Below are 25,227 nucleotides of genomic sequence, written 5' to 3'. Positions count from 1 at the left end.
TTCCTTTTTTTTGGGACCGGGCCTTTCTTTGATGCAGTTAGGCCAAACCTGCCTTTTCGCATAAGAAGGACTATATGGTACAATGTTCCGTATAGATTAGCATGAAGAATGGAAGGATTGAGGAATGGCGGTACAATTACCAAATGTTTTTCTGAAAAGAATGCAAGAGCTGCTAGGAAGTGAGTATGATGACTTTCTGGCTTCCTATGATAGCCCGAGATATGCGGGAATCCGTGTCAACACGTTAAAAATTTCCATGGACTCGTTTCTAAAACTGGCTCCTTTTTCATTAAAGCAGGTTCCTTGGTGCGAGACTGGATTTTATGTGGACGAACAAATCAAGCCCGGCAAACATCCTTTTTACCATGCCGGGTTGTATTATATTCAGGAGCCGAGTGCCATGGCACCGGTAGAACTGCTGGAGGTTTCAGAAGAGGACCGGGTGCTTGATCTATGTGCTGCTCCCGGAGGGAAATCGACGCAAATCGCCGCAAAGCTGAAGGGAACCGGGCTGCTGGTCACCAACGATATAAGCTCAGAGCGGACGAAGGCGCTAGCCAAAAATATTGAGCTTTATGGCGTGCGAAACGCGGTCGTACTGAACGAATCGCCGGAGCGGATTGCCCAGGCTTTTCCTCATTTTTTCAACAAAATACTGATTGATGCTCCTTGCTCCGGGGAAGGCATGTTCCGAAAAGACGAAGATATGGCCCGCCAATGGGAGCGCCATTCGATCGCCAAATGCACGGTGATGCAGCGGGATATTTTGCAAATCGCGGCCGATTTGCTCGCGCCTGGCGGACGGATCGTGTACTCGACCTGTACGTTTGCGCCGGAGGAAGACGAGGCCATGATCGCTGAATTTCTTAGCGACCATAGGCAATTTGAAATAATTCCTATGACAAGGGAAACCGGTATTTCACCTGGACGCCCGGATTGGCTGGACTGGCTCTATCGTAAGGGAGAAGGCCCAGAGTTCCCTGCTGATATAGCGTCACAGACTGAGGGATGCGGTAGACTTTGGCCACATAAGGTTGAAGGAGAAGGCCACTTTTTTGCTGTACTGGAGCGGAAAAAGGACGGCCAACAAACAGACGAGGAAAAATATGGTATAATCTCCTCGGAGACTAAGCGGAACCAACGTGATGATATGAAGTCAAAATCACCTAAACGGTTGCGGAAAGCGCCTGTAGGAGATCACAAGCAAAGCGGTGAACGGGAACAGTTGAAAGCTTGGGAGACGTTTGCCGAGGCAAATCTGCGAGCCAAGCTGCCGGGAGAGCCGATTATGTTTGGCGGCCATATCTATTTGTCGCCGTTGTCGAAAGATCAGCTTGACGGGTTGAAGGTCGTTCGTCCTGGTTGGTATGTAGGAACCGTCAAGAACGGACGATTTATGCCTGGTCACCCGCTGGCTACGGCGCTTACAGCTGGTGAAGTTGTCCGAGTGTTGGATTTGACGGTGGAGGATGGAGAGGCCGTTCGTTACTTAAAAGGGGAAACCCTTGCGGCTGAGCCGTCACGTATTCGATGCTTGGATGGAGCAGATCCGAAAGGGTACGTATTGATTACTGTAGACGGTTACTCTCTCGGCTGGGGAAAATGGTTAGATGGTTTGCTTAAGAATGAATATCCTGCCGGCTGGAGGTGGACATAAACGGATGAGTGATAACAGAAAAAAGCTGCGGCTGGATAAAATATTAGGCCACCTCGGCTATGGCACCCGCACAGAGATCAAAAAGATCGTTAAGCAGGGGCGAGTTACGCTGAACGGAGCTGTGGTTAAAGACAGTGGCGTACAATGTGACCCTTACGAAAATACCATCGAGTTGGATGGGGAGCCGGTCGTTTACCGGGAGTTTATATATGTCATGATGCATAAACCGCAGGGCGTCATTTCGGCGACAGAGGATGTACGTGAGCGGACGGTACTCGATTTGCTGCCGCCAGAGTACCGCGTTTTCGCCCCGTTTCCGGTAGGTCGTCTCGATAAGGACACGGAAGGATTATTGCTGCTGACGAATGACGGCGGGCTATCTCATGACCTTCTATCGCCGCGTAAGCATGTGCCTAAAACCTATGAGGCGACCGTGATAGGCCATGTTGGAGAGGTAGAGGCAGTGCGGTTTAAGCAGGGCGTAGAACTTGATGATGGTTATGTAACCCTTCCGGCTGAGCTGGAGGTTCTGGAACGAAGCACATCTGAGGACGGCACCAATTTGTCTAAGATCAGACTAACGATTTCGGAAGGGAAATTCCACCAGGTGAAGCGGATGTTCGAAGCCGTGGACTCCAAGGTGATTTACTTAAAACGCGTATCCATGGGACCGCTTGTCCTTGATGAGCAGTTGCCGCTCGGTTCTTTCCGGGAACTAACCGAGTCTGAGCTAACCTCCCTAAAAACATATAAGAAATAATATATATAAATAGATAGGCCGAGAAGGAGGAATTGGAGATGAAATACAAACTGATTGCTTTGGATGTAGATGGAACACTACTCAATGATGACCACGAGTTGTCACAGGGGACGATTGAGACGATTCGGATGATCGCCGAACAAGGAACTGAGTTTGTTCTATGTACGGGGCGAGCTCCGGTTAGCTCAATTCCTTTTATGCGCCAAATCGGACTCGGTGGCTATGTAATCACGCATAATGGTGCGGCTACGGTAAACGTACGGACTGAAGAGATCATTTATGAATTTGCCCTAAACCCTCATGGGCTTGAGCCATATATGGAGTATTGCCGCAACAATAAAGTTCACTTCGATGTTAACACCACGTTCGGCTTATATGTGGAAAATGCGGCTGGGCTGAATCAGGAAGCGCTTGATATGTACCATAAGTTTCTGATGGAACCGCACGATTTGCCGAGCTGGGCTGAGTTTAATGAACCGATCGTCAAATTTACGATTGCCGGAATGCCAGAGCAGATTGAGCGGGTCTACGCAGACTGGAGCGAGTGGCCACAGGCCTTCAACATGCTCCGCAGCGGGGATTTATTCATCGATCTGATGCATAAGGACGCATCCAAGGGTTCGGCTCTGCAGAAACTGGCCGAGAAGCGTGGAATTCCGGCCGAAAACGTCATGGCTATCGGCAATTATTATAATGATCTAACTATGCTGACGTTTGCTGGACTTGGCGTGGCGATGGAAAATTCGCCGGAGGAGGTCAAAGCCGCAGCGGATGCCGTTACGGCGTCCAATAACGAAGAGGGCGTCAAGCTGGCTCTGCAGAAATATTGCCTGGAGGAACAGCTACGGATTCGGTAAAGCACAGCAATAAAAGTACCGGAGAGGTTCATTCTCCTCTCGGTACTTTTTTAAAATCAGAAAGTGTGGACAGCGAAGCGTCTTCTCCCTTATACCACAAGAAAAACTACCGGTACACGCGGCCTGGGAGCACTAAATGTATTTAGTACAGTTAAACAACGCCTTATTAGAAATACTGAGCATTTAAATGTAAAAAGTGCATCTAAAAGGTATGAAATAACCCTGCCAGTACAAAGTGGCCCAATTTAGATGCACATTTTACAGCTAAAGTACAAAAATCAACATTTTATCTAGGAATAGCTGCACTAATTACATTTATTTAGTCGGCCACGAGGCGTAATATTCAGCCCTGCGCGGATACTAACTCGTAGCTATGCTTTCATTCTACGAGACCAACGATTCATAGAAAAGGGTGTGCACAACAAACCCAAACACACAGGAACAATCACAAGTAAATACGGGGACCACACTATTTTCCCGAACAGATGATATGCAGTTGTGCGGAATATATCTGTTGGATCCCCAACAAAGGGAAGTAAATCAAGCAGTTTCTGCGCCCAATAAGGAATAAACTGAGCTATTGCCATCGGGACATATACTACAGCCAAACTTGCCAGCAACGAGGCAAAATTACTTTTCACCAGAGTGGAAAGCAGTAGTATGATTCCGGTAAATCCAAGGGATGCCAGCAAAACATAAGCGTACTCGTATACTTCTGCCTGTAACATATTCATAGGCGCAGTTGCAAGCAATTTGATACATTGTATCGGCATATCCCAACCACGAGTGCCTAAAAACAAAAGTTGCGCACCAATTGCTCCCACGGCGATCAAAGCAAATAATTCCAGTGCAAATGCAAATCCCACGCCAATTTTCGCCAAAGCTATCTGCTGCCAGCCGTTTCTGGTTGTAGTAATCAGCGATTTTGTGTTATTGTGCCATTCACCGGAAAACATAGGTGACAAAGCAATAGCAAGAAACAAAGCCATTACCTTACCGATGCTGCTCACAGAATTGGCAACTACCGCTGACCACCCCTCAACCCAATCATAGCCAAAAGGTGTTTGTCCCTTAGAGTTCATATTCAGGAAATACTTTTTTTCTTCTCCGGTTTGTCCATTCAGTTCCAAAAACGCACCCATCGCCTGTTGCCTGCGCTCATAAAAGCCTGTAAGTTTGTCTGGATCAACATATTTAATCATAAGATAAGGACTATCTGACTTTTCCAATTCAGGCCACAAAGTTTCGACCCATGTATTCAGCGTAAGCCAGTCGGTCATTTCATAATCCGCTATCTGATCGGTTTTAGATTTTTTCTGATAATCTCTTACCATCTGTTGCAACGTCTTGTCTGTCAGGGGGCCACGCCACCCATTGGCATATGCTTGTTTGCTGCGAATATTGGAATAGCCATCAAAGTTGTTACCAAATGCGCTTGAATAGTCATCTGCTGTTCCAAACTGAAACCATTGGTAAGACAGGACATTTCCAAATACAACGACATATAGAAAGCAAAGTAGAACACAAATTTTAACACTTTTTCGTTTCCAAAGCTTCTTATGTTCTAACAAAAACAATTCCATCTTTATTTAGCTCCTTCCTCTGTTGGAAAATAGTACAGGTATAAATCCTCTAAAGAAGCCTCACAAGGAATTGCTTCGGGTGCTGGCTGTGAAGCGGATATGATACGAAGGGTGACCTGATTTTTGATATGCCGCAGATTCGCGACAGTGGCTGTTTCTTCCCATTTTCTCGCATCCTGTGCAGCTACCGTCAATTCCCATACCTTCCCGGCTACCTCCTGAACAAGTTGCGGGATCGTGCCCCGCAGTACAAATGTCCCCTTCTTCATAAGAAAAACCTGATCTGCAATTGCTTCGATATCCGATACGATATGTGTGGACAGGAGAACAATCCTGTCGTTGGCAAAGTCAGAGAGTAAATTACGGAAACGAACACGTTCCTTGGGATCAAGTCCGGCCGTCGGTTCATCGAGAACCAATACCTTGGGATTATTCAATAAGGCCTGCGCGATTCCAAGCCGCTGACGCATCCCGCCTGAGAACGTTTTGATTTTCTTTCCTGACACGCTGCTCAAATCAACTGTACCTAAAAGTTCACTTGAACGCTTCATTGCTACTTGGCGAGGAATGCCTTTTAGTGCCGCGATATACATTAAAAACTCTTGCGCGGTATAGTCTGGATAATAGCCAAAATCCTGCGGTAAATATCCTAGAACATTTCGATAGTCAGGCCCCATATCCGCAATATTTTGTCCGTTAAGCAGGATTTCGCCGGATGTCGGATCCAGTATTGAGCATATCATCCGCATTAGAGTGGTTTTGCCCGCTCCATTGGCTCCTAACAATCCGTAAACTCCTGGTGACAGGCTGGCATTTATACAGTCAACAGCAATCTTAGGGCCGAATTGTTTCGTCAATCGATCAAGCGATAGTTCCATATATTTTTCCGTCCTTTCTAATTTCAATCAGGAGATATATTTCCCTCACAAAAAAGCAAGAAAATGTAATAAAAGCGACAATCCATAGCCCAAGCGCCGATAATTCATACATTCTAGGCACCCAATGAGCCAAGCAGCCTGCAAATATACTCGTACCTAAACACACGATGATGCTGATTTGCAGTGCATTTCGTTTGCACTTTCGGATACACCCAAGTGTAACTGTCATACATGCCAAAAATGGGACAACGGCATATAGTATCAATTGCGCCATATTGGCAGAAAAATTCGTTTCCACAGCAGCCAGTGCTAAGGTAATTGACAAAGAAACCAAATTCACGGCACCGACTAACACCAGCTTTGCCAAGATGATTTGCGCGCTAGAAGCCCTTGTCGCAGCCTCTATTTCACACATGCCATAGATCTGATTTCGAAATAGTGATGGTATACTGGCTAAAATAAACAAGGGAGTAAAAAGAGGAATGGCATTAGGGACATTGGGAACGGATAGAACACCTGCGCATACAAATATCAGGATTAATATCTGCATTCCCCAAAGGCGAAGATCGATATGGCGAAAAACATCCGCTAAAAAAGTCCAAAAGCCTGTACGTTCCTCTGTGAGATCTGCTTTTTGCTCATTTAGAAGAGCTATGCACATTTGCTGCGTTTCGAGCAGCCGCTTGGGAGCAGGTCCTTTACTAAGAGCTTTTCTGAGTTCTTGTTGGTTCATGGTTTCTCCTTTCTCATAATTGCCAAAGCAAGTCTCACCCTACTTTGAGTTGTACGTATAGGGATTCCTGTTATTTTAGAAATCTCTCGAAAGCTCTGTTGTTCAGCAAACCTCAGTATGATGGCCTCACGCTGTGGCGGGGATAGTCGCTTTAATAAACTGTTTATTTCATCCTCATTTTCAATTTCTGAAAATTGATCCTTAGAATCGCCTACATCTTCATCAAGTGGATAGAACCTTGGTTTTCGCGATTCATCAACACAAAGATGATAAGCAATCGTATATAAATAGGCTCGAAATTTGCCTTGATCTGCATATTGGCTAAAATCGCGGAATGCGCGCAAAAAAGTTTCTTGGGTCAAATCTTCGGCTCGCTCCGGGTCAGAACAATGCCATGTGCAGTATCGCAGAATGGATGAATAGTGGTGCTCAATTAGTTCATTTGCATATTCGGTATGTCCACGCTTGATTTGTTGGATTAGTTCTTCGTCTCGCACTGTTTTACTCCTTTCACATAGATTAACGGCCAATCAATTCATAATGATTAAAACGACCTTTAATTATTTTTCTCGTCTTACCTATTCCTCGAGCAAATCTCCTTTGCCTTGTCGGCGAAACCGGAACATCAGCAAAGTCACGCTAAGGCCGATTAGGGTGAACAGGATACCGCCAGTAAGCCCTAAAGTTCTTGGTGATATCAGTTCCAGCAGAAAACCGGATACGAACATCGAGATGCCGATCACCGTATTTTGCAAAGTGGCCAGCATACCGAAAAAACGGCCTTGAAGCGGCGTGGGAACGATGGTCATCAGTACCGTTTCGTTACAGGCATTTCCGATGCTGGTGCAGGTGGACGATACCATCAGCAGCAATATGAGCAGTATAAAGGAAGGGCTTTGGCTGATTACAGCTTGCAAGCATCCTTCTAGCAACAGCGCCAGGACCGCTGCCGTCTTTAAGTGCCGGGACATCCTGCCGCTCCACCCCGAGCCGGCTATCATGCCAACACCTAAGGCCCCGTACAGCATGCCAATCCCAAGATCCCCCATATGAAATACTTGGGCTGCATAGACGCTAATCAAGATGTTAAAAATGCCATCTCCAATCGGCCAAACAGCGAATACAACGACCATCATGCGCAGAAATAGCGATCCGGTAAGAACCTCACGAAATTGCTGCAGTGTGTCGCGGAAAAGAGGGGCTGTCGATTCCCCCTTGTTCTTCGCGGCCTCCTTACCCGAACCCGAGGTTTCGATCTCTTGGGGTCTCGTGTTTGCTGCCTCGGGAACATCTTCATATGGAAGCTCTCCATGAAGATGAAGCCGCATTAACAGCAGCGCGGAAACCAGAAAGGACAAGGCGTTGAGAACAAAGGATACTTGACCGCCGATGACAGCTGAGACAATCCCTCCGGTGACAGACCCCCCAATGAGTACAAACCCGACCTTTGCCTGCTCAAGGCTATTCACCGCCAGCAAGTTTTCGTTTTTCACCAGTCTGGGGATGACGGACATACGGGCTGGTGCATAGAAGGCTTCGCCAGCGGACATGAAAAATGAGCTGACGTAAATCATCCAGATGTCGGCAGGCGTTCGGACCAGCAGTGGAACTAAGGCAAAGAAAATGCGGATGAGATCTGTAAATATCATGATCGATTTTTTGGAAAAACGATCAGCAATCATCCCTCCGAGCGGACCGAAGATCAGAAACGGGAATAGACGAATCGCAAATGTAATCCCGACTGCAAATCCAGATCCGGTAAGCGATAAGAGCAGTCCCAGAACCGCTACCTGGCTGAATCGGTCGCCGATACCGTTGACGAGTCCTGCGGTAAATAAAGTGCGGTAGCGTTTTTCCTCCCGCAAAGTGATGATAGTGGACTTCATGATGTATTTTTTCCCCTTTCCTATGCTCGTAAATAAATCTAATGTTATATGTATCAAATTAAATAAACATCTAATTAGTTGGTCAAAAAAAATGGCGTAAGAAGAGGGGATTTCACAACTCCGCGAAAGCGAAGCGCGATACCCCTTATCCTGTGCCAATGGTTTTAGAGCTAACGCGAATTACGGCTGGATTCTTCCCCACATCTCCGGCGGATTAAGCTCGTAGATGCTGTCCTCCCGGTACATAAAATGATGCATAATAAACTCCCGGCGAATGGTGGCGAAATCCTCATGGTATTTCCGAATGTACTCGTTAATTTCTTTCTCTTTGTATTTCCGATTAGGCTCAAGCCCTTTGATGAGATGTTCGAGAACGATCAGCTTCTTCTTGCGTTGGGCAGGAAGATGCTTTAAAGCTCCATCTTTTGTAAAAAAGTTGTTTAGCACAGCTGTCTTATACACGGCTTCTTCCTTCTTGTCGTCTGGACCCGGAAGGTTCTTCCCGATCTTCAGGATGGCTTCAGCCTGTAGTGCCAAGCTTTTCTCGTTTAAATAAAAATAGATCGTGTTCTTCTCGCGGCGTTCATACACAAGATCGGCTTCTCGCAGTTTTGTCATATGATGCGTTATTGTCGGAGGAGTTACGCCCAATTTCCCGGCGAGCGCCTGCCCGTGGAGAGGACCATTCTGAAGCAGTGCAATAATTCGAATCCGGGTCACATCGCCTACGGCTTTATGAAATTGTACCAGTCGATCCAGCTGCATAGGTATCCCTCACTAATTTGATGAATGTTTAATTAGTCGACGAATGTATTATTTCACAGGCAGTAAGGAATTGTCAATAACTGCGGGTGATCGATGCGGAAAGTTTGCTTACCGGCCAATACGCTTCACACAACTCCTTGATCATATCCCAAAAATAAAAAAAGCGGAAAGAACCCAAAAGGGCTCTTCCGCTTTTCCCTGCATGCTATTAAACTAACAAGCTGCGGGAAACGATAACGAGCAAGATGAACAGCACCAGAATGACTCCAGTTGATGTAAAACCTCCACCCAAAACTTCACCCATTGTTATTCCTCCCTTACATGACGGATAAGGCTCTCGCATTCACGAGATATCCTATACTATGCAGGAAAATAGGTGCGGTATGGACTTTTGCAGTGATATCGAAAAAGAGGAGCTTGCCTAATACATTTGCCGCAGCCCCTTAGGCAGGTGGTTTTTGAGCTGCCCGCCGCTCGCTTTGCCCCAGCCCAGGGGGAAGCTGCCGCTTCCGCAGGCAATCGTCACAAGATGCCAGCCTCGCTGAGATGCGGGGAGATTAAGCGTCTCGCCCCGCAGAAATGCGCTTACTTCCGGCGACCCTTCGCTAAGCTCATAGGTCTGCTTCGCATGCGCTGCGCCGAGCGCCATGGCCAGCGCATGGGCCGGCTCGAACCGGCCTTTACGGTAATCGCCGAGATGCAGTCCCGCTCTCGGCATTTTGAGGCCGGTCAGATGCTCTGGCGTCAGGGCCAGGCTCCGGCTTCTCGGCAGCAGGTATAGCGCCTCGCCAAATAGGAGAGGCGAGCCATCCCCCGTGCGGAAAGCCGGGAGCTCCTCCGCTGACCATGCCAGGAAGGCGTCCCACGCTGCAGCCGTGTCGCGGCCTGCGGCATTGCCCTTGGCGGGGCGGCTGCTGCGCCCCGGTCTTCCTCCTTCGCCGCGTCCGCGGTGCGAAGGGCTCAGGTGACTGGAGGGCTTCGCCACCTCGTCGCCTTTGCCTCCATGGCTAGCGAGCATGACTTTGTCAGCTGCATCAGCTGCACCATCACGCTCCAGCAAGGCGACAAAATGACCCTCGCCTTCCTGAAGGTGCGGCCAAATGCGCTTTTCCTCGATTAGCCTCAGGAAAGGGTACGTCTCCAGGAGACGGGCAATCGTCTCTTCATTTTCGCGGCGGTTGAACGTACAGGTTGAATAGGCGATTCTACCGCCAGGCTTCAGCATCGCGATCGCATCCTGCAGAATATCCCATTGCCGCGCTGCACATTGCTCCACCGCTTCCGGCGACCATTCGGTTATCGCCTCCGGATCTTTGCGGAACATGCCCTCACCGGAGCAAGGGGCATCGAGCATGATCCGGTCAAAGGCGAGCGGGAAGCGGGCGGACAGCTCGGGCGGCGTCGCCTGCGTCACGATGGCGTTTTGGATGCCGAGGCGCTCGACGTTTTCCGCAAGAATCCGCGCCCGCTGCGGGTGGATTTCATTGCTGATCAGGAGGCCTTGACCGGCCATTTTCGCGGCGATTTGCGTCGTTTTCCCGCCAGGGGCCGCCGCAAGATCAAGCACCGTTTCGCCCGGCTGCGGATTTAGCAGTTCCACGGCGGACATGGCCGACGGTTCCTGAATATAATATAGTCCGGCGATGTGATAGGGATGCTTTCCTGGCCGGGTCGTCTCATCATAATAAAATCCCGTCTCACACCAAGGCACGGGGCGCAGTGCGAACAGGTCCGTTAGCCTTTGGACCGCGGGTGAACCAAGGCTTGTCTTTAGCGTGTTTATACGAAGGCCATATGTCCTAGGCGATGCATAGCTCTGTAAGAAAGTCTCGCCTTCGGCATGGCCGAGTATTGCCTCAACCGCATGCTGATACGCGGCAGGCAGGGCTGGCTGTGTCATTTTTTGCCGCTCCTTCTCTTATTAAAGTACCGGTAAACATTACTACAGCAGTGTAACATATTGCTTTTTATTCTCAAAAGGGGAATGGATGTTCCTTCCTGCCTATGGCATAATGGAGATGCGAGCGTTTCATCCGCGAATCAAGAGAGACATGCAAAGGAGAACCTTTATGAAACTGCTGCAGGCTTTATTTTTTCCACCGGAACAGCCCGGGGGCGTATCATCGATGATTCCTTATTTGCAGGACCGGTTTAATCCTCCTCATTGGGAAATGGAATTATTTTCTCTTCCGAAACGTATTCGCTCTAAAGGGAGCGATTCTGTACAATTTCAAACCTTCGACTGGCATGAATTTGAAGAGAGTCCAATCGTGCAAAAATATGTGCAAACCTATCGTGACTACTTATGGTGGACGAAGCTGCGAATCAAACAGCCTTATGATCTGATTCATGCCCACCACCCGATCGCGGGACTCGCCATGAAGGAGGTTTTTCCAGATATCCCCGTCGTGCAGAGTATTCACTCTAGTTACGAAAGGGAGCTAATCCTCAATGGCCGTATTCAGGAGAATGGGTTAGAGCACCGTTTTCTGACATCTATATATAAGGAACTGGAGCATCGGACGGATAAGCTGTTTACGGTATCGCATTCCTTTGCCAGCTACCTGGCGCCATATGTCGGCCATCCCGAAGCGATTGGGGTCATTCCGAACGGCTTTGATGAGAAGCGATTTAAGCCTGTTCCTCATGAGAATGAGGTCGCGCAGCTGGTAACGGTTTGCCGTCTTGTACCGGCGAAAGGGCTGGATATTTTGCTGAAGGCTTGCGAGGAGCTCAAAAAGCGCGGTCTCAATTACGTATTGCATATTATTGGTGATGGACCGAGTCGCCTGGAACTGGAAGAGCTCGCTCAGCAGCTTGGCATATACGATGAAACGATTTTTTACGGCTACACTCTGCACCCGGAAGAATTTATGCCTTTCTTCGATATTTTTGTCCTTCCGTCACGGGCAGAGGCGTTTGGGTCCGTGTTTGCAGAGGCGGCGCTGTGTTGTCTGGCTCTCGTCGGAACGGATGTCGGCGGGATTTCAGAGCAGATCGAGAACGGCACGACCGGCTTGCTTGTTCCGCCTGAGGATTCCGTAGCGTTGGCCGATGCATTGGAGAAGGTGATCATCGACCCGGACTATCGGTATCAGTTAGCACGGACAGGCTCGGATAAAGCCAAGACTCACTATTCGTTAAACCGCGTAGTTCACGAATTGAAGCAGTTGTATTTGCAATTCAAATAAATGAAAGAGTGCGAATCCATGAATCCTTTTCGTTTTCTTCACGCTGCCGATTTGCATCTGGACACCCCGTTCTCCGGGATGTCTGGGGTGCCAAATCGGCTGCGCCGATTTTTGCAGGAATCTACCTTTACCGCTTTCGACAATCTAGTACACCTTGCCATTGCGGAAGCGGTAGATTTTGTTGTCCTAAGCGGCGACATTTATGACGCTTCCGATTCTTCACTGCGTGCGCAGCTGCGGCTTCGGGAAGCTTGGGACAAATTGGGGCGTCATGGCATCCCGGTGTACCTGATTCATGGCAACCACGACCCGCTCGGCAGCAGGCGATTGCGTCTGGAGCTGCCGCCGCACGTTACGGAGTTTGGGACTAAGCTTGAGAGCAGAACGGCTGTGCGGCGAAGTGATGACCAGCCGGTGGCCATAATAAGCGGGGTTTCGTACGGGGCTGCCGCGGTGACGGACAATCTTGCACTTCAGTTCCTCCGCGATCCGTCTTCTCCTCTCTATCACATCGCTCTTCTGCATGGGAATGTCGATGGTCAGGAGGGGCATGATGCTTATGCGCCATGCTCGCTTCGCGATCTGAAGGAATCCGGTTATGACTATTGGGCGCTCGGGCACATCCACAAACGCCAAATTTTGCATGAAGGAGCTCCGTGGGTTGTGTATCCGGGCAACATTCAAGGACGGAGCTTAAAAGAGACGGGAGCGAAAGGATGCTATATCGTTGATGTTTCGGAGAGTGGAGCGGCTGATTTGCAGTTTCACCGGCTGGATCAAGTCACTTGGCTGGAAACTGAGATGCCAATTGACGACCTCAGCTCTGAGGAGGCTTGGAAAGACCGGGTGGAGGAAACCTTGGAGGAAATCCGAGCGGCTCAGGACGGAAAAATGAGCGTTGTCCGCCTTGTCTTTACCGGGCAAGGGCCACTTCATACCATGCTGCAATCGGGCCCCGAAAGTGCTGAGCTGCTGCAGGAGCTTCGCCGAAAAGAGACCATCCGCCTGGAAGAGGCGGGGGTTGCAGCACCTCCGGCGGGAGAGATTGTGTGGCCAGCGGGCTTTAAGGTCAATACCGCGATGGAGATAGACCGAGATTTTCTCCTTGGCGAGGACAGTTTCCTTGGCGAGCTATTACGGCTCGGGAGCCAGGCAGCAGGGTCGCCGGAGCTGCTAGATTCTCTTACACAAGAGGCTCTTGCTTCGCTTCGAGAAAATCGGCTGTTGCGGCGGCTGCTGAAGGAGCAGGAGCAGGAGGTCAAGGATCGTGAGGAACTGCTGCGCCGCGCTGAAGAGTTGGCTGCCGCGATACTGCTGGGCGAGGAAACGTCGGATGGGAGGGCTTCGTCATGAGGGTGGAAAAGCTGCAGGTCAATGGCTTTGGACATCTTAACGGGTTGAACATCGAGCTGCCGGGGCCCGTGACCGTCCTGTACGGTCCAAACGAGGCGGGAAAGAGCACGCTGCTCGGTTTTGTGCGGGCGATGCTATTCGGCATTCCGACGCGTGCCAACACTGCGGAGCGCTACGAGCCGGTAGGCGGAGGCGTTCATGGTGGAACGTTAACAATTCTGGGTGATGACGGTGCCCGGTGGTTGATCGAGCGATATGCCCAGCCGCCGGAAGGCAGGAGCTTGCCCGGTACCCGGGGGGACCGGCTGAGGATCGTGCGCACCGACACCGAAGGCACGGTGCAGGAGATGTCGCAGGAGGACATGCAGCGGCAGCTTCTCGGCGGCATCTCTAGAGCGATGTTCAAGCAATTGTTCGCTGTTTCACTGACAGAGCTGCAGGAGGTTGGCGCGCTGCAATCCGAGGAGCTCAGCCGATTTTTGTTCCACGCCGGAATTGGCGGGGGTGCGGCGGTGCTGCGCGGTGAGAAGAAGCTCATTCAGGACATGGACAAGCTTTACCGGCCACGCGGCCGGAATCAAGAAATTGCCCAGATGCTGCACGAGGTGGAGCGTCTGGAGCGGGAGGTCGAGGCGGCTAAGGCGCTGCTGCCTCGCTATAATGACGTCCTGGAGCAGCTGGAGGTAGCAGCTTCGCAGCTTGCAGAATGCGAAGCGAAGCGTACTGCTTGCAGTCGCGAAGCGGCCCTGCTGCAGAAGGCCGCAGCTGTTCGCGGCGACTGGCTGCACCGCGAGACGCTTCTCGCGGAGCTGGCCGCTCTCCCGCGGCATGAGCGCTTCCCCGAGCAGGGCATCGCTCGCTGGCAAAGTCTGCAGGCGGAGAAGGAGCGGCTGCTGCTGGAGCGTAGCGAGTGGGAGCGACGCCGAGAGGCGCTTGAAGCAGAGCTTGCCGCACTGAAGCCGCGGGAGGCCGTGCTGGAGCAGGAAGCCGTGCTGCGCGAGTTGGCCCGGCGACTGCCGGCCTATGAGGCACGGCAGCGGGAGCTGGCCGACCTCGTCGCTGAGGCCGCTCAGCTCCAGGGCCGGCTGGCCCAGTGTCTGCGCAGCATCCACCCGGACTGGCGCGCCGATGATTTGCGCGCCTTCGCGGGTACGGTCGGCGAACAGGAGAGCGTTCGCCGGTATGCGTCGCGGTTCGCCGCGTACGACAAGGAGATGGAGCTGCTGCGCAGCGAGCGCTATAAGCTGGAGCGAGCTATAGCTGCGGCGCAGGCAGCCTTAGAGGCCGCGGCGGCGAGGGCAACCGACAGTCTGGCTGCGTCGCGCCAGCCGTTCGCTGCGCTTATTCCAAAGCGGCGGGAGGATATCCGCGCCTTGTGGGACGAAATCCGCAGCGAGCTCGATCGCTGGCGGGACATCATTGCATCTCGGCAGTCTGAGACATCAGCTGCAGATGCAGAAAAGCTAGCTTTAACCCGGATGCGTTCGCTTTACCGAAAACTGTTTGCTGGAAGTGTCGTACTGACGGTGACTTTGCCCGCCGCTCTATGGATGACGACCCGTTCAGCTATAAGCGCTTCATTCATCGGTGTAATCCTACTGGGGCTCGATCTTTATTTAGGGCTCGGAGCTTATAAACATGAGCCGGAATTTGGGCAGCGCACCCGCTCTTCAAGACGCTCTCGCGGAGAGCTCTCTGTACCCGGGAACTCCGGGATGGAAGCGCAGCTGCAGACATTATTAGGTCGCCTCATCCAGCACCCCCTAACGGCTGCCACAGCTTTCGGCGAGGGGAGAGTGGCAGGTGGACTCCCGCTGGAGGCAGTTACCTGGGATGAAGAGGAGCGTCAACTGCGCAGGCTTATGGAAAATTGGCTGCTCTGGGATCAGCGCCAAGAGGCGCTTGAAGCCGAGGCAGCTTCCCGGCGCAATCAAGCCACTGACTTGCAGGACGAACTAAGGAGCCTCGAACGTGAGCTAAACCGGAGGGAAAGCTCATTTGCTGAGCTGGCTGCCGAATGGGAGGGCTGGCTGAAGGAACGCAAACTTTCACCGGAGCTGTCGCCCGAAGCGGTGATGGACGTTTTTCGTCTGGCTGAGCAAGGAAGAGAATGGCAGGGCCGAATCGATGCTTTCATCGCCAAAATGAACAGCATACGCGCGGAGAACGATTCGTTTAAACGGGATTGTTTGGCGGTGGCGTCAAATTTGCCTTCTCAGTTGGCCTCGGAACTGGTTGCCCGCGAAAATGTTAAATCTGCAGGAGATGCACCGGACGATCCACTCCATATACTGCGGTCTGCGCTTGCCGAATTGGAACAGGAGCTGGGGCAACTAGCGAAATATGAGCGGGCTGAAGCCAGATTGCTGCCGTTAAAGGAAGAAGGACAGCGATTAGATGACCGGCTGCAGCAAGTAGCTCAATCGCAGCAAGCGCTGCTTGCAGAGGGACAGGCTGCAAGTGGGGAGGAGCTATTGCGGATGGGAGCTAATGTAGCGCGTCGGGAAACACTGGAGCAGGAGCTGCGACACCTGGAACTTGCTGTGTTTAGCGGCCTGGAAGAGACAAGACGCAGTGAACTGGAGCGGCTGCTGCATAACCGTGATGAAGCTGAACTGGAGCGCCTGCTAAAGCAGGCGAATGCAGCTTATGAGGAAGCAGATACTCGCTGGCGGGAGCTTCAGGAAATGCGTGGACGGCTGCTGCAGGAGCAGGAGAGTCTGGAGGCCCGTTGCAAGCAGGAAGATTTGAAGCAGCAGTTGGAGGAGCAGAAGGCTTCACTTGCAGAAAGTGTGGACAAATATGCAGTGATGGCAGTTTGTCGTGAGTTAATCGCCAGGGTTCGGCGAATTTATGAGGAAGAGCGCCAGCCAGCCGTACTTCAGACGGCCTCCGGTTATTTTGACCAAATGACGGGCGGGATGTACCGGCGGATCGTTATGAAAATGGGCAGCCAAGAGTTGATGGCAGAGCATGCAGTGCATGGGCCGATTGAGAGCTCCCAACTGAGCCGGGGAACGGCAGAGCAGCTGTATTTATCTATGCGGTTAGCTTTATCCGAAGCAGTTGTGGGACAGGGGCGCCTGCCGCTGCTGCTGGACGATCTGTTTGTTAATTTTGATGCTACCCGGCTTGAAGGAGCGTTATCGGTACTAAAGGCAGTGTCCAGCCACCAGCAGATCGTGATGATGACTTGCCATGAGCATGTTGTTCGCCGGGTACTAGATCAACTACCCGGAGCCCAAATTGTCGAATTGGGTCAACAAAGCGTCTAGAATTTATTAAATGTATTTTGTGCAGCTAAACATGGTCTTTTTAGAAGCTTTGAGCCTTTAAATGCAGAAAGTGCAGCTAATACGGAGTAAAATAACTTTGCTAATTTAAATAGACTACTTTAGATGTAGGTTTTACAATTAAAATTCAAAAATCCGCAATTTCCCCGGATTTAGCTGCACTAAATACATTTAGTGGTGAATGATACCAACAGCAAACATAATACCAATTGCGTTCCGGAGCTCTTGGAAAAACGCCAGTCGACTTTTTTGTAAATAGTCTCCCGGTGATTCTCAATCCTTACGCCGATACATCGCTAGCATGAAGGCCCAAAGTAAGCTAAACATACCGAACACCGGGTAAAGCACAGACAGTAGGGAGCTGAAGCCAAACTGGCTTGTCACATAGCAAATGACTAATATCGCGACGGAAATCCATTTTGGAGGAACGTGAATGTACTGCTTCAGCTGTAGAGTAACGCCGTAAACGTCTGCAACGAATGTACTGAATATCTCCATGAATATAAGCAAAATGTAGATTAGCTGTATGGTTGTCCCAAGCTGCTGCGCGATACTGCCCATCGGGATTTCATATTGTACGATTCCTGGCATGTAGGCGGACAGTGCAAAATGTCCGGCCATTAGCATAAAGCCGACACCTGCGCCGCCGAGAATGCCGCCTATGATGATCACTCTTCGGCTTGCTGTATGACTGCCGATCGGTACGAGCACCGCCTGCGCCATCGATAAATTAAAGGCGGTATACATTAGCGGCGAAGCCCACACGGCCAGTAAACTGCTGTCGGTACCTAACGTAAAAAAACGCGTCGCTCCCGGTGTTCCGGCCGTATTGGAAATGATCGCTAACGATAAAATAAGCATCATGGGGACGACGATGGAATTCAATTGCATGACGCCGCCGATTCCTCTGCCAAGGAGTAAATAAGTACAGATTAACGTAATCCAGAGGCCTGTCTGATAATGAAGGCCCAGGTGCTCCATAAATACGGACCCAGCTCCGGCCAACATGACGCTGTTGACCCCAATTAGAACGACCATAGTGAAAATGCTTAGTCCCCGACCGATTCGATCGCCGAACAGCCGTCGATTTAGGTCCTCGTAAGAGGATGCTTTGATTTCACGTGCCAGCAGCATCATCTTCGTGCCAAGCCAGATGAACAGCAATGTTGACAGGAGGATCGTCAATACGCCCCACTTGCCGTACCGGGTGAAAAACTGAAGAATTTCCTGACCCGTTGCAAAGCCGGCGCCGACTACGGTGCCAATATATGTGAAAGCGATTTGCAGAACTTTCACTGCATTTTTCATGGTTTTCCCCCCGGTACATGTGCTATATATAGTACAAGGTATGTTGTCCGGGAACGGGACATGACTCAAACTAAACGAGAAGATTTTTCTGGAGGAAAGAATATGGAGCTATTGAAGCAAAGGATCGTGGAGCAGGGGGTTATCGTTTCTGATCAGGTGCTTAAGCTGGACGGTCTGCTCAACCATCAGGTTGATCCGCAATTAACGATGCAGATGGGTAAAGAATTCGCTGAGCGATTCCGGGATGCAGGGGTGACACGTGTTGTAACGGTGGAGTCGTCAGGCATTGCTGTCGCTTTTGCTACCGCCTATGAGCTTGGGGTCCCACTGGTGTTTGCCCGGCGGAAGAAGACGCTGCTGGCTGAGCCGGACATGCTTTGCGAACGGGTCCCATCCTTTACGAAAGGCATCGTGACCGATATTCTGGTATCCCGCGAATTCATCCAGGAGCATGACCGGGTTCTGTTCATCGACGATATTATTGCGAACGGAGACGCGGCAAGAGGATTGATTAAGATCATAAGCCGCGCCGGAGCTGAACTCGTCGGTGCAGGAATTGTAGTGGAGAAATGCTTTCAACCCGGAGCAAAAGCGATTCGTGATCAAGGGATCCGCCTGGAATCGCTAGTGAAGATTGCTTCACTGGACGGCGGACGTATTACATTTGCTGACTAGGGTGGACTGGAGTATTTAGAAAAATCCATCCATTTTTTCATGAATCCTTTGCAGGCCTTCTTTTTTTCGCTATAATGAGGATTACTAGGGAGAGGAGGCTTACGAATGGGGAAAGAATTTGCCGTAGACACTGAGTTTTTTATTTCGAAATTGTCAGATGCTAAGGTTACTTTTGAACGTGCCCTGGATTGTAAACATACAGAGTTTGATGACCTTTATCCCTATATGCTCGAACATCCCCAGTTTTTCTGGTACAAACGGTATGTAGCATGGTCGCAACTGTTAACGATAGCTGAACTGTGTCAAGAACTGAATGTGCCTTGGAAGGATCAGTTCACCCCTCAGCAGGTAGGGTATGTAGAACAAAGGGTTATGTCGGCAAAAGTATTGGATTTCTGGTTCGAGAAGGAGCATGCCTCACGTTAAGTTCGTAGGCCGCAAGAGCTCTGCCGATCGCCAAGAAAGAGCTTCATGGGATATCAAGACTCCGGCTGGTCCAGTGCCAGCGGGGTCTTTTTTTGAATAAGAGTGCTCAACGTCAGAAAATCATGAAGTGGAAGGTGAAGGTTTCGATGATATCGGATGATCAATTGAATGAATACCGTCTGTCCGGCGAAAAGGTGCGCGTCGTCCGGGACGCGCTCGAAGAAAATGACGTCAGAGGCGTCGTGGTGGCTTGGGATGAGAACCATGTGCTGATTCGGAAGCCCAACCGCAATGTCGTAAAACTGGACCGTAACTATATATATCGCCCCTCCCGGGAGCCTCGCATTTCTCTGGAGGACTAGAAGCATAATTTCCGCTAGATGGGACATCGTATAGGTTGATCTGCAAGATCATTCTATTGGGGTAACCCGGGTACAGGGAGCATTATCTGGTTCCCCGATCCAATAACTAACTGTATATGTGCTACATGAAGGGGGGCCCTAAAGGTTAAAGCAACTAAACTTTAGAGTCTCCCTTTGCTGTGATGTGTGCGGACTTGGCGACAGGGCTGTTTGTTTTGTGCGACGATAAGGAAGCAGATTGCTTCGTTTTGATGGGACTTGGACTACCGTCACTCCCTAAATAGGCGCGCATTCGAGACGAGATTTCCCGGCGCATGCCGGCCCAAAGAATGCGCATCTTTCCATGAAATCCGCGACAGCGGTATTCCGCTTCGATACCGGACTCGTCCTGGGTAACTCGGTATATTTCAATTTTCCTTTCACGGAATACGTCATGAATTTCCGCGAGCACCAGATTGACGCGCCGTTCTCCGCCGCGAATGAAATCCACATATACATCCGGGCTCTTAAGCACTCCGCTTTGTTCCAGAATGCGGGCATCCCGCTGAAATATTTTCTGCAAAAATCCGAGCAGCAAAGCGCTTTTGATCAGCGCAAGCTCATCTTCCTTGAGGCCGGGTACAGCCATCGAAAAACGCCTCCCAATTAATACGAACTTATGTTCTTATTCTACTCTATACGGGTGATTTAAATCAAGAAAAAGAAGGAAATCCGTTTTTAGGGGGGAGGAACTCAAACAAACGTATGAAAAATATGTTGACTCAAGTTCTGCTGCGTGATATTATAAATCTTGTCGCTGCAGAAAAACTTCTGACAGTCAGACAACAAGCGGTCGTGGCGGAATTGGCAGACGCGCACGGTTCAGGTCCGTGTGGGCTAACCCCCCGTGGAGGTTCGAGTCCTCTCGACCGCATTACCAAACGATGAATAAGCTCTTGAGTTTCCTTTGTTGGAAATTCAAGAGCTTTTTGTTTATGTTATACCCGTAACCGTAACGCTTTCTCCGCAATTTACCTCATCAGCTCTTTGGCCGTATCATGATCAGCGTACTATCCGTTAATCTTCTGTATAAAACAGTTCGAGGATCAAATGATCGCTGTAGTTGCCAAATCCTTTTCCGAACAGGGTCAATCCACCAGGATGAACGGCTTCATTTTCAACAGATAACCGAAATGTACATTGTTTAAGACGGATGTTAACTTCGCTTAAAGTTACATCCGATAGTTTCAGTCCGTCCATATACGTACCGTCCTGCGTAATGCGCAGTCGTTTCAGCAAGCCGTATTGGTTGGTTTGGCGGGGCCACCAATCCGGTGTATATTTACCGGGCCTGTCGCCGTAGTCGCCGGGACTGGTCCACGTTCCTAGCATCTTTCCGTTAAACGTGAATGTGATGTCGGAAGGGTAATTATTATTTATTCCCGGGGCCTCCGACGCAATCTCCATTGTCAGCACAAGCTCTTGCGGGTTCTGGCTTGACAACAAATAATTGGGTGCCTTGTATTCGATAAAGCCCTTGCCGAACCAGAGGATAGCAGCATTGATTCGTTCGGGTTCCCAGAAATAGCGGGGATCGTCGAAGCTGCCGATGATGTTGTCCGCTGTAGCCAAACCGCAGGTCGGTTCGATGTAAAAATCGGAGTAATGCCCGACCGGAATTTCCACTCGGTGACTTTTGCGCTTGGATGCGGGTTCCGCGGGAAATTGGATTTCCGCACCAGATACGGCAAGAGAACAAACTTTTTGCAGACCGCTTTTGCCCGGCGTCATACGGGTATCTACCAGACCGGACTCTGATAGCTTACGAACATGCATCGTCATGATCGCGCTTGATAATCCAACCGCCTCGGCCAATTCTTTGATATTCATCGGACGTATCGACAATAGGCGCAGCACGTGCAAACGGACGGGACTTGCGAGTGCTTCGTAAACGGGAAGCGATTTTTCTGTAAGGTCAAGTTTCATGAGTATCCACCTTATTGTATTTGGTTAATAAATATATTAAACACATATCTGATTTTTGACAAGATAACAGGATTGGTGTTTGATCTGTCGTAAGTAAATTGACATAAATAAACAATGAAGAATATAATATTTATATAAATATGAATTAATTAATATAAACATTAATTAAGGAGTGAAAGCTATTTATGACATTCAAGGGTGTATTAAATGCCGATACCGGCAAGGGTACGATCAGCCGCCATATTTACGGCCATTTTTCCGAGCATTTGGGCAGATGCATCTATGAAGGAATTTGGGTGGGCGAGGATTCGCCGATTCCCAATACAAACGGAATTCGCAATGATGTTGTGAAAGCGCTTAAGAAAATTAAAATACCGGTTTTGCGTTGGCCGGGAGGATGTTTCGCGGACGAGTACCATTGGAAAGACGGCATCGGCCCGAAAGAAGGAAGAAAGCGAATGATCAACACGCATTGGGGCGGCGTAGTGGAGAACAACCATTTCGGTACCCACGAATTTATGCAGTTGTGCGCGCAGCTTGGGTGCGAGCCTTACATCAACGGCAATGTCGGCAGCGGCACGGTTCAGGAGATATCTGAATGGGTGGAGTACCTGACGTTTGGCGGCGTTTCTCCGATGGCTGAGCTGCGTGTCCAAAACGGCCGTAAGGAGCCATGGAAGGTTACCTACTTCGGTGTTGGCAACGAAAATTGGGGCTGCGGCGGCAACATGCGTCCGGAGTACTACGCAGACTTGTATCGCCGTTATCAAACCTATGTTCGGGACTATGACGGGAATAAGATCCACCGGATTGCCTGCGGACCCAATTCAGATGATTACAATTGGACGGATGTGCTGGTGCGTGAAGCCGGACGGTATATGGATTCGATTACGTTGCATTATTATACGCTGCCCAACGATAGCTGGGAGGACAAAGGAGCAGCAACCGGATTCGACGAGAAGGCTTGGTTCGTTACGCTGAAAAAAGCGCTGAAGATGGATGAGCTGATTACGCGCCACAGCACGATTATGGATAAATACGATCCAGAGCGTCGAGTTGGCCTTATCGTGGATGAGTGGGGAACCTGGTACAACGTGGAACCGGGCACCAATCCCGGCTTCCTGTATCAGCAAAATACGATCCGCGATGCGCTTGTCGCCGGACTGACGCTGAATATTTTCCATAAGCACAACCATCGCGTCCGTATGGCCAATATTGCTCAAACCGTCAATGTTCTTCAAGCCGTCATTTTGACGGAAGGGAAGAAGATGGTTTTGACCCCGACGTATCATGTTTTCGACATGTATAAAGTTCATCAGGACGCCGAATTGCTGGAACTGTCGTTAGATGCGGGCAGCTACAAGCTGGACGATAGCGAAATTCCGGCGGTATCGGCCACGGCATCCCGCGATGCCGAGGGGTTGATTCACATCAGTTTCTGCAATCTGCAGCATCAAGCCGAAGCCAAAGTGGTCATCGACCTGCGCGGCCTGGCTTTCGACGGGTTAAAAATTGAAGGCTCAACGTTGGCCGGGGAGAAAATCGACGCCCACAATACGTTCGAGCAGCCGGATGCTGTTGTACCGCAGCCGTTTAATGCCTTTGGACTGGAGAATGGCAAGCTATCGGTTACGCTTCCGGCTATGTCGGTCACCGCGCTGGAACTGAAAACTGAGGCGTAATCGGCCATGGCGGACACCTCTTGCAAGGCTTGCCGGGACGACTACAAGGTGACTGAGGCCCAAATGCAGCGGCTCTTAAAAACGTCGGCGTTCGCTCCCGAGCGCCGGGTAAGCGAAGGACAGTATCAGGACAGGTTGCGCATCTGCCGTGCCTGCCCGAAGCTGGCAGACGGAGTGACCTGCGCGGTCTGCGGCTGCATTATCCCCGTCGTCGCCTGGCTGAAGGAGCGTTCTTGCCCATTGCCGGGCGGCGGTCTGTGGGAGAAGGTTTAACACCCGGTTGAAAAGACTTCATAGACACCTTCATAGGAAGGCGGTGCAAGGAAACTCCCTTGCACCGCCTTTTTTCTCAATATATCAGAAAGTATAAAATTACTGGGGAAAGAATCATGCTAGCTGTGTATGTGGGAAAAAAAGCTTATAGTACAGCACGGAATGAATATAAAGTGGGGGACACGCTCCGTACTTTCAGACCTTGCAGACGATCAGCAAAAGAGTAATATGGCGAGTGAAAAATGGGTGTCGACCGAAATGGGTTGACCTCCTCTTAATCTTACGTTAGCAATTAACGTTACCGTTAGGACCTACAAATTAAATGTATTTTTGTTCGAGAATTATTAGTGGACAATCACGATGACGGAGCAGCACTTTGGAGTGGCAACGCCCAAAATCGTTCTTCTGGTACAAAAATGTCGTCGCTACGAAACGGAAGTGAACTATAAAATTCTCATAAGGAAAATATTGTGAGTTGACTCTCCTAAAGGCACATGATACTTTATGTTTTTCGTTGCTGCGAAACACTGCACCAACGAAAATGTGCGGTCGTGGCGGAATTGGCAGACGCGCACGGTTCAGGTCCGTGTGGGCTAACCCCCCGTGGAGGTTCGAGTCCTCTCGACCGCATTCCTTTAACAAAGAACAAGCTCTTGAATTATTCCTAGGGATGATTCAAGAGCTTTTTTGCATATTCAGAATTTTGTTAGGCTACATCCTTTATAATAGTTTTGAGAAGATAGATGAACATTGTCGGGATATAATCATTTTTGGGAGGCACTGTATGGTTAACATTCTTGTGGTTGAAGACGACAAAGAAATAAACAACCTATTATGCAATATCTTAAGTGAAAATAAATACAACTGTGTATCCGAATACTCAGGGAAATCTGCCTGTGAAGCACTGAAAACCAACACATTTGATATGGTGTTGCTGGACTTGATGCTTCCCGGAATTACAGGTGAAGAATTGCTCAAAAACTATCGGCGATTTTCAAATGCCCCGGTTATTATAATATCAGCCAAGGATGAAACGGCTGTGAAGGTTGATATGCTTCGCACAGGCGCGGATGACTATATTACCAAGCCCTTTGACAATGAAGAAGTGGTAGCAAGAGTAGAAAGTCACTTGCGGCGAAGTCGGGGCTATACTTCTTCTTTGCTTGTTGCCGGGCCATTGGAGTTCGATACGGAAACCAATTGCTGCGAAGTGTCAGGACAGCCTGTTGCATTGACAGGAACTGAAATGAAGATTCTTAAATTGTTTATGGAGAATCCTCAAAAGCTATTTACAAAAGCTAATCTCTTTACAAGCGTCTGGAATGAAGAATACAGTTACGATGATAATGCAGTTAATACACATATCAGTAACCTAAGACGAAAGCTAAAATCCGTTTGTCCGGATGTGGAATTTATCGAGACGGTTTGGGGCATCGGATATAAGCTTGCCGCCAGCTCATAAGGGCATTTGTCGCCTGTTCTCGTTTTACACGGGAACAGGCGATTTCTTTAGAAACTCTTATGAAATATCTTTAGAAACTCTTGAGAATTGCCATTCATAATAGATGGCAAAGGAGATG

At 49.8% G+C, this 25,227-nt stretch carries 23 protein-coding genes and 2 tRNA genes; 14 read left to right on the top strand and 11 right to left on the bottom strand.

What is annotated here, in order from left to right:
* Positions 1-124: 124 nt before the first annotated feature.
* From ACFQ3W_RS10545 to ACFQ3W_RS10535, 3 genes are read left to right on the top strand one after another with little or no spacing between them, the layout of a single operon-like run.
* Positions 125-1,657 (top strand): RsmB/NOP family class I SAM-dependent RNA methyltransferase, encoded by a 1,533-nt coding sequence (locus ACFQ3W_RS10545; RefSeq protein ID WP_379319187.1) that lies wholly within the window; start codon positions 125-127, stop codon positions 1,655-1,657.
* 4 nt (positions 1,658-1,661) lie between these two features.
* Positions 1,662-2,417, top strand: a complete 756-nt coding sequence (locus ACFQ3W_RS10540; RefSeq protein ID WP_379319186.1) for a pseudouridine synthase — start codon at positions 1,662-1,664, stop codon at positions 2,415-2,417.
* Between the two features lie 38 nt (positions 2,418-2,455).
* Positions 2,456-3,274: a Cof-type HAD-IIB family hydrolase gene (locus tag ACFQ3W_RS10535; protein ID WP_379319185.1), complete on the top strand. Its 819-nt coding sequence runs from the start codon at positions 2,456-2,458 to the stop codon at positions 3,272-3,274.
* Between the two features lie 371 nt (positions 3,275-3,645).
* Here the strand turns inward: ACFQ3W_RS10535 and ACFQ3W_RS10530 are convergent, their stop codons facing one another.
* From ACFQ3W_RS10530 to ACFQ3W_RS10495, 8 genes are all read right to left on the bottom strand, one after another.
* A complete protein-coding gene (locus ACFQ3W_RS10530; RefSeq protein ID WP_379319184.1) occupies positions 3,646-4,857 on the bottom strand; it encodes a hypothetical protein in 1,212 nt (403 codons plus the stop codon).
* 2 nt (positions 4,858-4,859) lie between these two features.
* Positions 4,860-5,735 carry an ABC transporter ATP-binding protein gene (locus ACFQ3W_RS10525; protein ID WP_379319183.1) on the bottom strand — a complete coding sequence of 292 codons (876 nt, stop codon included), beginning with the start codon at positions 5,733-5,735 and terminating at the stop codon, positions 4,860-4,862.
* Positions 5,719-6,468: a hypothetical protein gene (locus ACFQ3W_RS10520; protein ID WP_379319182.1), complete on the bottom strand. Its 750-nt coding sequence runs from the start codon at positions 6,466-6,468 to the stop codon at positions 5,719-5,721. The genes ACFQ3W_RS10525 and ACFQ3W_RS10520 overlap by 17 nt, the downstream gene beginning before the upstream one ends.
* Positions 6,465-6,965 (bottom strand): RNA polymerase sigma factor, encoded by a 501-nt coding sequence (locus ACFQ3W_RS10515; RefSeq protein ID WP_379319181.1) that lies wholly within the window; start codon positions 6,963-6,965, stop codon positions 6,465-6,467. The genes ACFQ3W_RS10520 and ACFQ3W_RS10515 overlap by 4 nt, the downstream gene beginning before the upstream one ends.
* Positions 6,966-7,046: 81 nt before the next feature.
* On the bottom strand, positions 7,047-8,354 hold the full coding sequence (locus tag ACFQ3W_RS10510; RefSeq protein ID WP_379319180.1) for an MFS transporter: 1,308 nt from the start codon (positions 8,352-8,354) through the stop codon (positions 7,047-7,049).
* Positions 8,355-8,534: 180 nt separating this feature from the next.
* Entirely contained in the window at positions 8,535-9,119 is a 585-nt protein-coding gene (locus ACFQ3W_RS10505; RefSeq protein ID WP_379319179.1) for a DUF2087 domain-containing protein, read from the bottom strand.
* A gap of 208 nt (positions 9,120-9,327) precedes the next feature.
* The gene (locus ACFQ3W_RS10500) at positions 9,328-9,423 is read right to left on the bottom strand and encodes a YjcZ family sporulation protein (RefSeq protein WP_379319178.1); all 96 of its coding nucleotides are present in this window, start codon (positions 9,421-9,423) and stop codon (positions 9,328-9,330) included.
* Between the two features lie 117 nt (positions 9,424-9,540).
* Positions 9,541-11,019: an RsmB/NOP family class I SAM-dependent RNA methyltransferase gene (locus ACFQ3W_RS10495; RefSeq protein WP_379319177.1), complete on the bottom strand. Its 1,479-nt coding sequence runs from the start codon at positions 11,017-11,019 to the stop codon at positions 9,541-9,543.
* Between the two features lie 169 nt (positions 11,020-11,188).
* Here ACFQ3W_RS10495 and ACFQ3W_RS10490 point away from each other — a divergent pair, with 169 nt between their 5' ends.
* The 3 genes from ACFQ3W_RS10490 to ACFQ3W_RS10480 are packed head-to-tail and all read left to right on the top strand — an operon-like array spanning position 11,189 to position 16,938.
* Positions 11,189-12,310 (top strand): glycosyltransferase family 4 protein, encoded by a 1,122-nt coding sequence (locus ACFQ3W_RS10490; protein ID WP_379319176.1) that lies wholly within the window; start codon positions 11,189-11,191, stop codon positions 12,308-12,310.
* Positions 12,311-13,663: a metallophosphoesterase family protein gene (locus tag ACFQ3W_RS10485; protein WP_379319175.1), complete on the top strand. Its 1,353-nt coding sequence runs from the start codon at positions 12,311-12,313 to the stop codon at positions 13,661-13,663.
* Positions 13,660-16,938: an AAA family ATPase gene (locus tag ACFQ3W_RS10480; RefSeq protein ID WP_379319174.1), complete on the top strand. Its 3,279-nt coding sequence runs from the start codon at positions 13,660-13,662 to the stop codon at positions 16,936-16,938. The genes ACFQ3W_RS10485 and ACFQ3W_RS10480 overlap by 4 nt, the downstream gene beginning before the upstream one ends.
* Positions 16,939-17,229: 291 nt before the next feature.
* Here ACFQ3W_RS10480 and ACFQ3W_RS10475 read toward each other — a convergent pair whose 3' ends face one another.
* Entirely contained in the window at positions 17,230-18,264 is a 1,035-nt protein-coding gene (locus tag ACFQ3W_RS10475) for a YkvI family membrane protein (RefSeq protein ID WP_379319173.1), read from the bottom strand.
* 102 nt (positions 18,265-18,366) lie between these two features.
* Between ACFQ3W_RS10475 and ACFQ3W_RS10470 the strand changes: the two genes are divergently transcribed.
* The 3 genes from ACFQ3W_RS10470 to ACFQ3W_RS10460 all read left to right on the top strand — a co-directional run bounded on the left by ACFQ3W_RS10470 (position 18,367) and on the right by ACFQ3W_RS10460 (position 19,727).
* Positions 18,367-18,939 (top strand): xanthine phosphoribosyltransferase, encoded by a 573-nt coding sequence (locus tag ACFQ3W_RS10470; protein WP_379319172.1) that lies wholly within the window; start codon positions 18,367-18,369, stop codon positions 18,937-18,939.
* Positions 18,940-19,044: 105 nt separating this feature from the next.
* Positions 19,045-19,365, top strand: a complete 321-nt coding sequence (locus ACFQ3W_RS10465; protein WP_379319171.1) for a hypothetical protein — start codon at positions 19,045-19,047, stop codon at positions 19,363-19,365.
* A 146-nt stretch (positions 19,366-19,511) separates the two neighbouring features.
* Positions 19,512-19,727 (top strand): hypothetical protein, encoded by a 216-nt coding sequence (locus ACFQ3W_RS10460; RefSeq protein ID WP_379319331.1) that lies wholly within the window; start codon positions 19,512-19,514, stop codon positions 19,725-19,727.
* Between the two features lie 154 nt (positions 19,728-19,881).
* Here ACFQ3W_RS10460 and ACFQ3W_RS10455 read toward each other — a convergent pair whose 3' ends face one another.
* On the bottom strand, positions 19,882-20,355 hold the full coding sequence (locus ACFQ3W_RS10455; RefSeq protein WP_379319170.1) for a hypothetical protein: 474 nt from the start codon (positions 20,353-20,355) through the stop codon (positions 19,882-19,884).
* Between the two features lie 200 nt (positions 20,356-20,555).
* Here ACFQ3W_RS10455 and ACFQ3W_RS10450 point away from each other — a divergent pair.
* Positions 20,556-20,640, top strand: a tRNA-Leu gene (locus ACFQ3W_RS10450).
* 143 nt (positions 20,641-20,783) lie between these two features.
* On the opposite strand, the gene ACFQ3W_RS10445 is transcribed toward ACFQ3W_RS10450, so the two are convergent.
* Positions 20,784-21,692, bottom strand: coding sequence for an ArsR/SmtB family transcription factor (locus ACFQ3W_RS10445; protein ID WP_379319169.1), 909 nt, complete (start codon positions 21,690-21,692; stop codon positions 20,784-20,786).
* 185 nt (positions 21,693-21,877) lie between these two features.
* Between ACFQ3W_RS10445 and ACFQ3W_RS10440 the strand changes: the two genes are divergently transcribed.
* The 4 genes from ACFQ3W_RS10440 to ACFQ3W_RS10425 all read left to right on the top strand — a co-directional run bounded on the left by ACFQ3W_RS10440 (position 21,878) and on the right by ACFQ3W_RS10425 (position 25,109).
* A complete protein-coding gene (locus ACFQ3W_RS10440) occupies positions 21,878-23,374 on the top strand; it encodes an alpha-N-arabinofuranosidase (protein WP_379319168.1) in 1,497 nt (498 codons plus the stop codon).
* Positions 23,375-23,380: 6 nt separating this feature from the next.
* Entirely contained in the window at positions 23,381-23,647 is a 267-nt protein-coding gene (locus ACFQ3W_RS10435; RefSeq protein WP_379319167.1) for a DUF6171 family protein, read from the top strand.
* Between the two features lie 545 nt (positions 23,648-24,192).
* Positions 24,193-24,277 (top strand) — tRNA-Leu (locus tag ACFQ3W_RS10430).
* 154 nt (positions 24,278-24,431) lie between these two features.
* On the top strand, positions 24,432-25,109 hold the full coding sequence (locus ACFQ3W_RS10425; RefSeq protein WP_379319166.1) for a response regulator transcription factor: 678 nt from the start codon (positions 24,432-24,434) through the stop codon (positions 25,107-25,109).
* Positions 25,110-25,227 lie beyond the last annotated feature (118 nt).

It is taken from the genome of Paenibacillus puldeungensis (assembly GCF_042678945.1).
Taxonomy (GTDB): domain Bacteria; phylum Bacillota; class Bacilli; order Paenibacillales; family Paenibacillaceae; genus Fontibacillus; species Fontibacillus puldeungensis.
The sequence above is the reverse complement of the archived record's forward strand: the minus strand, read 5'-3'. Positions and strand labels throughout refer to the sequence as shown.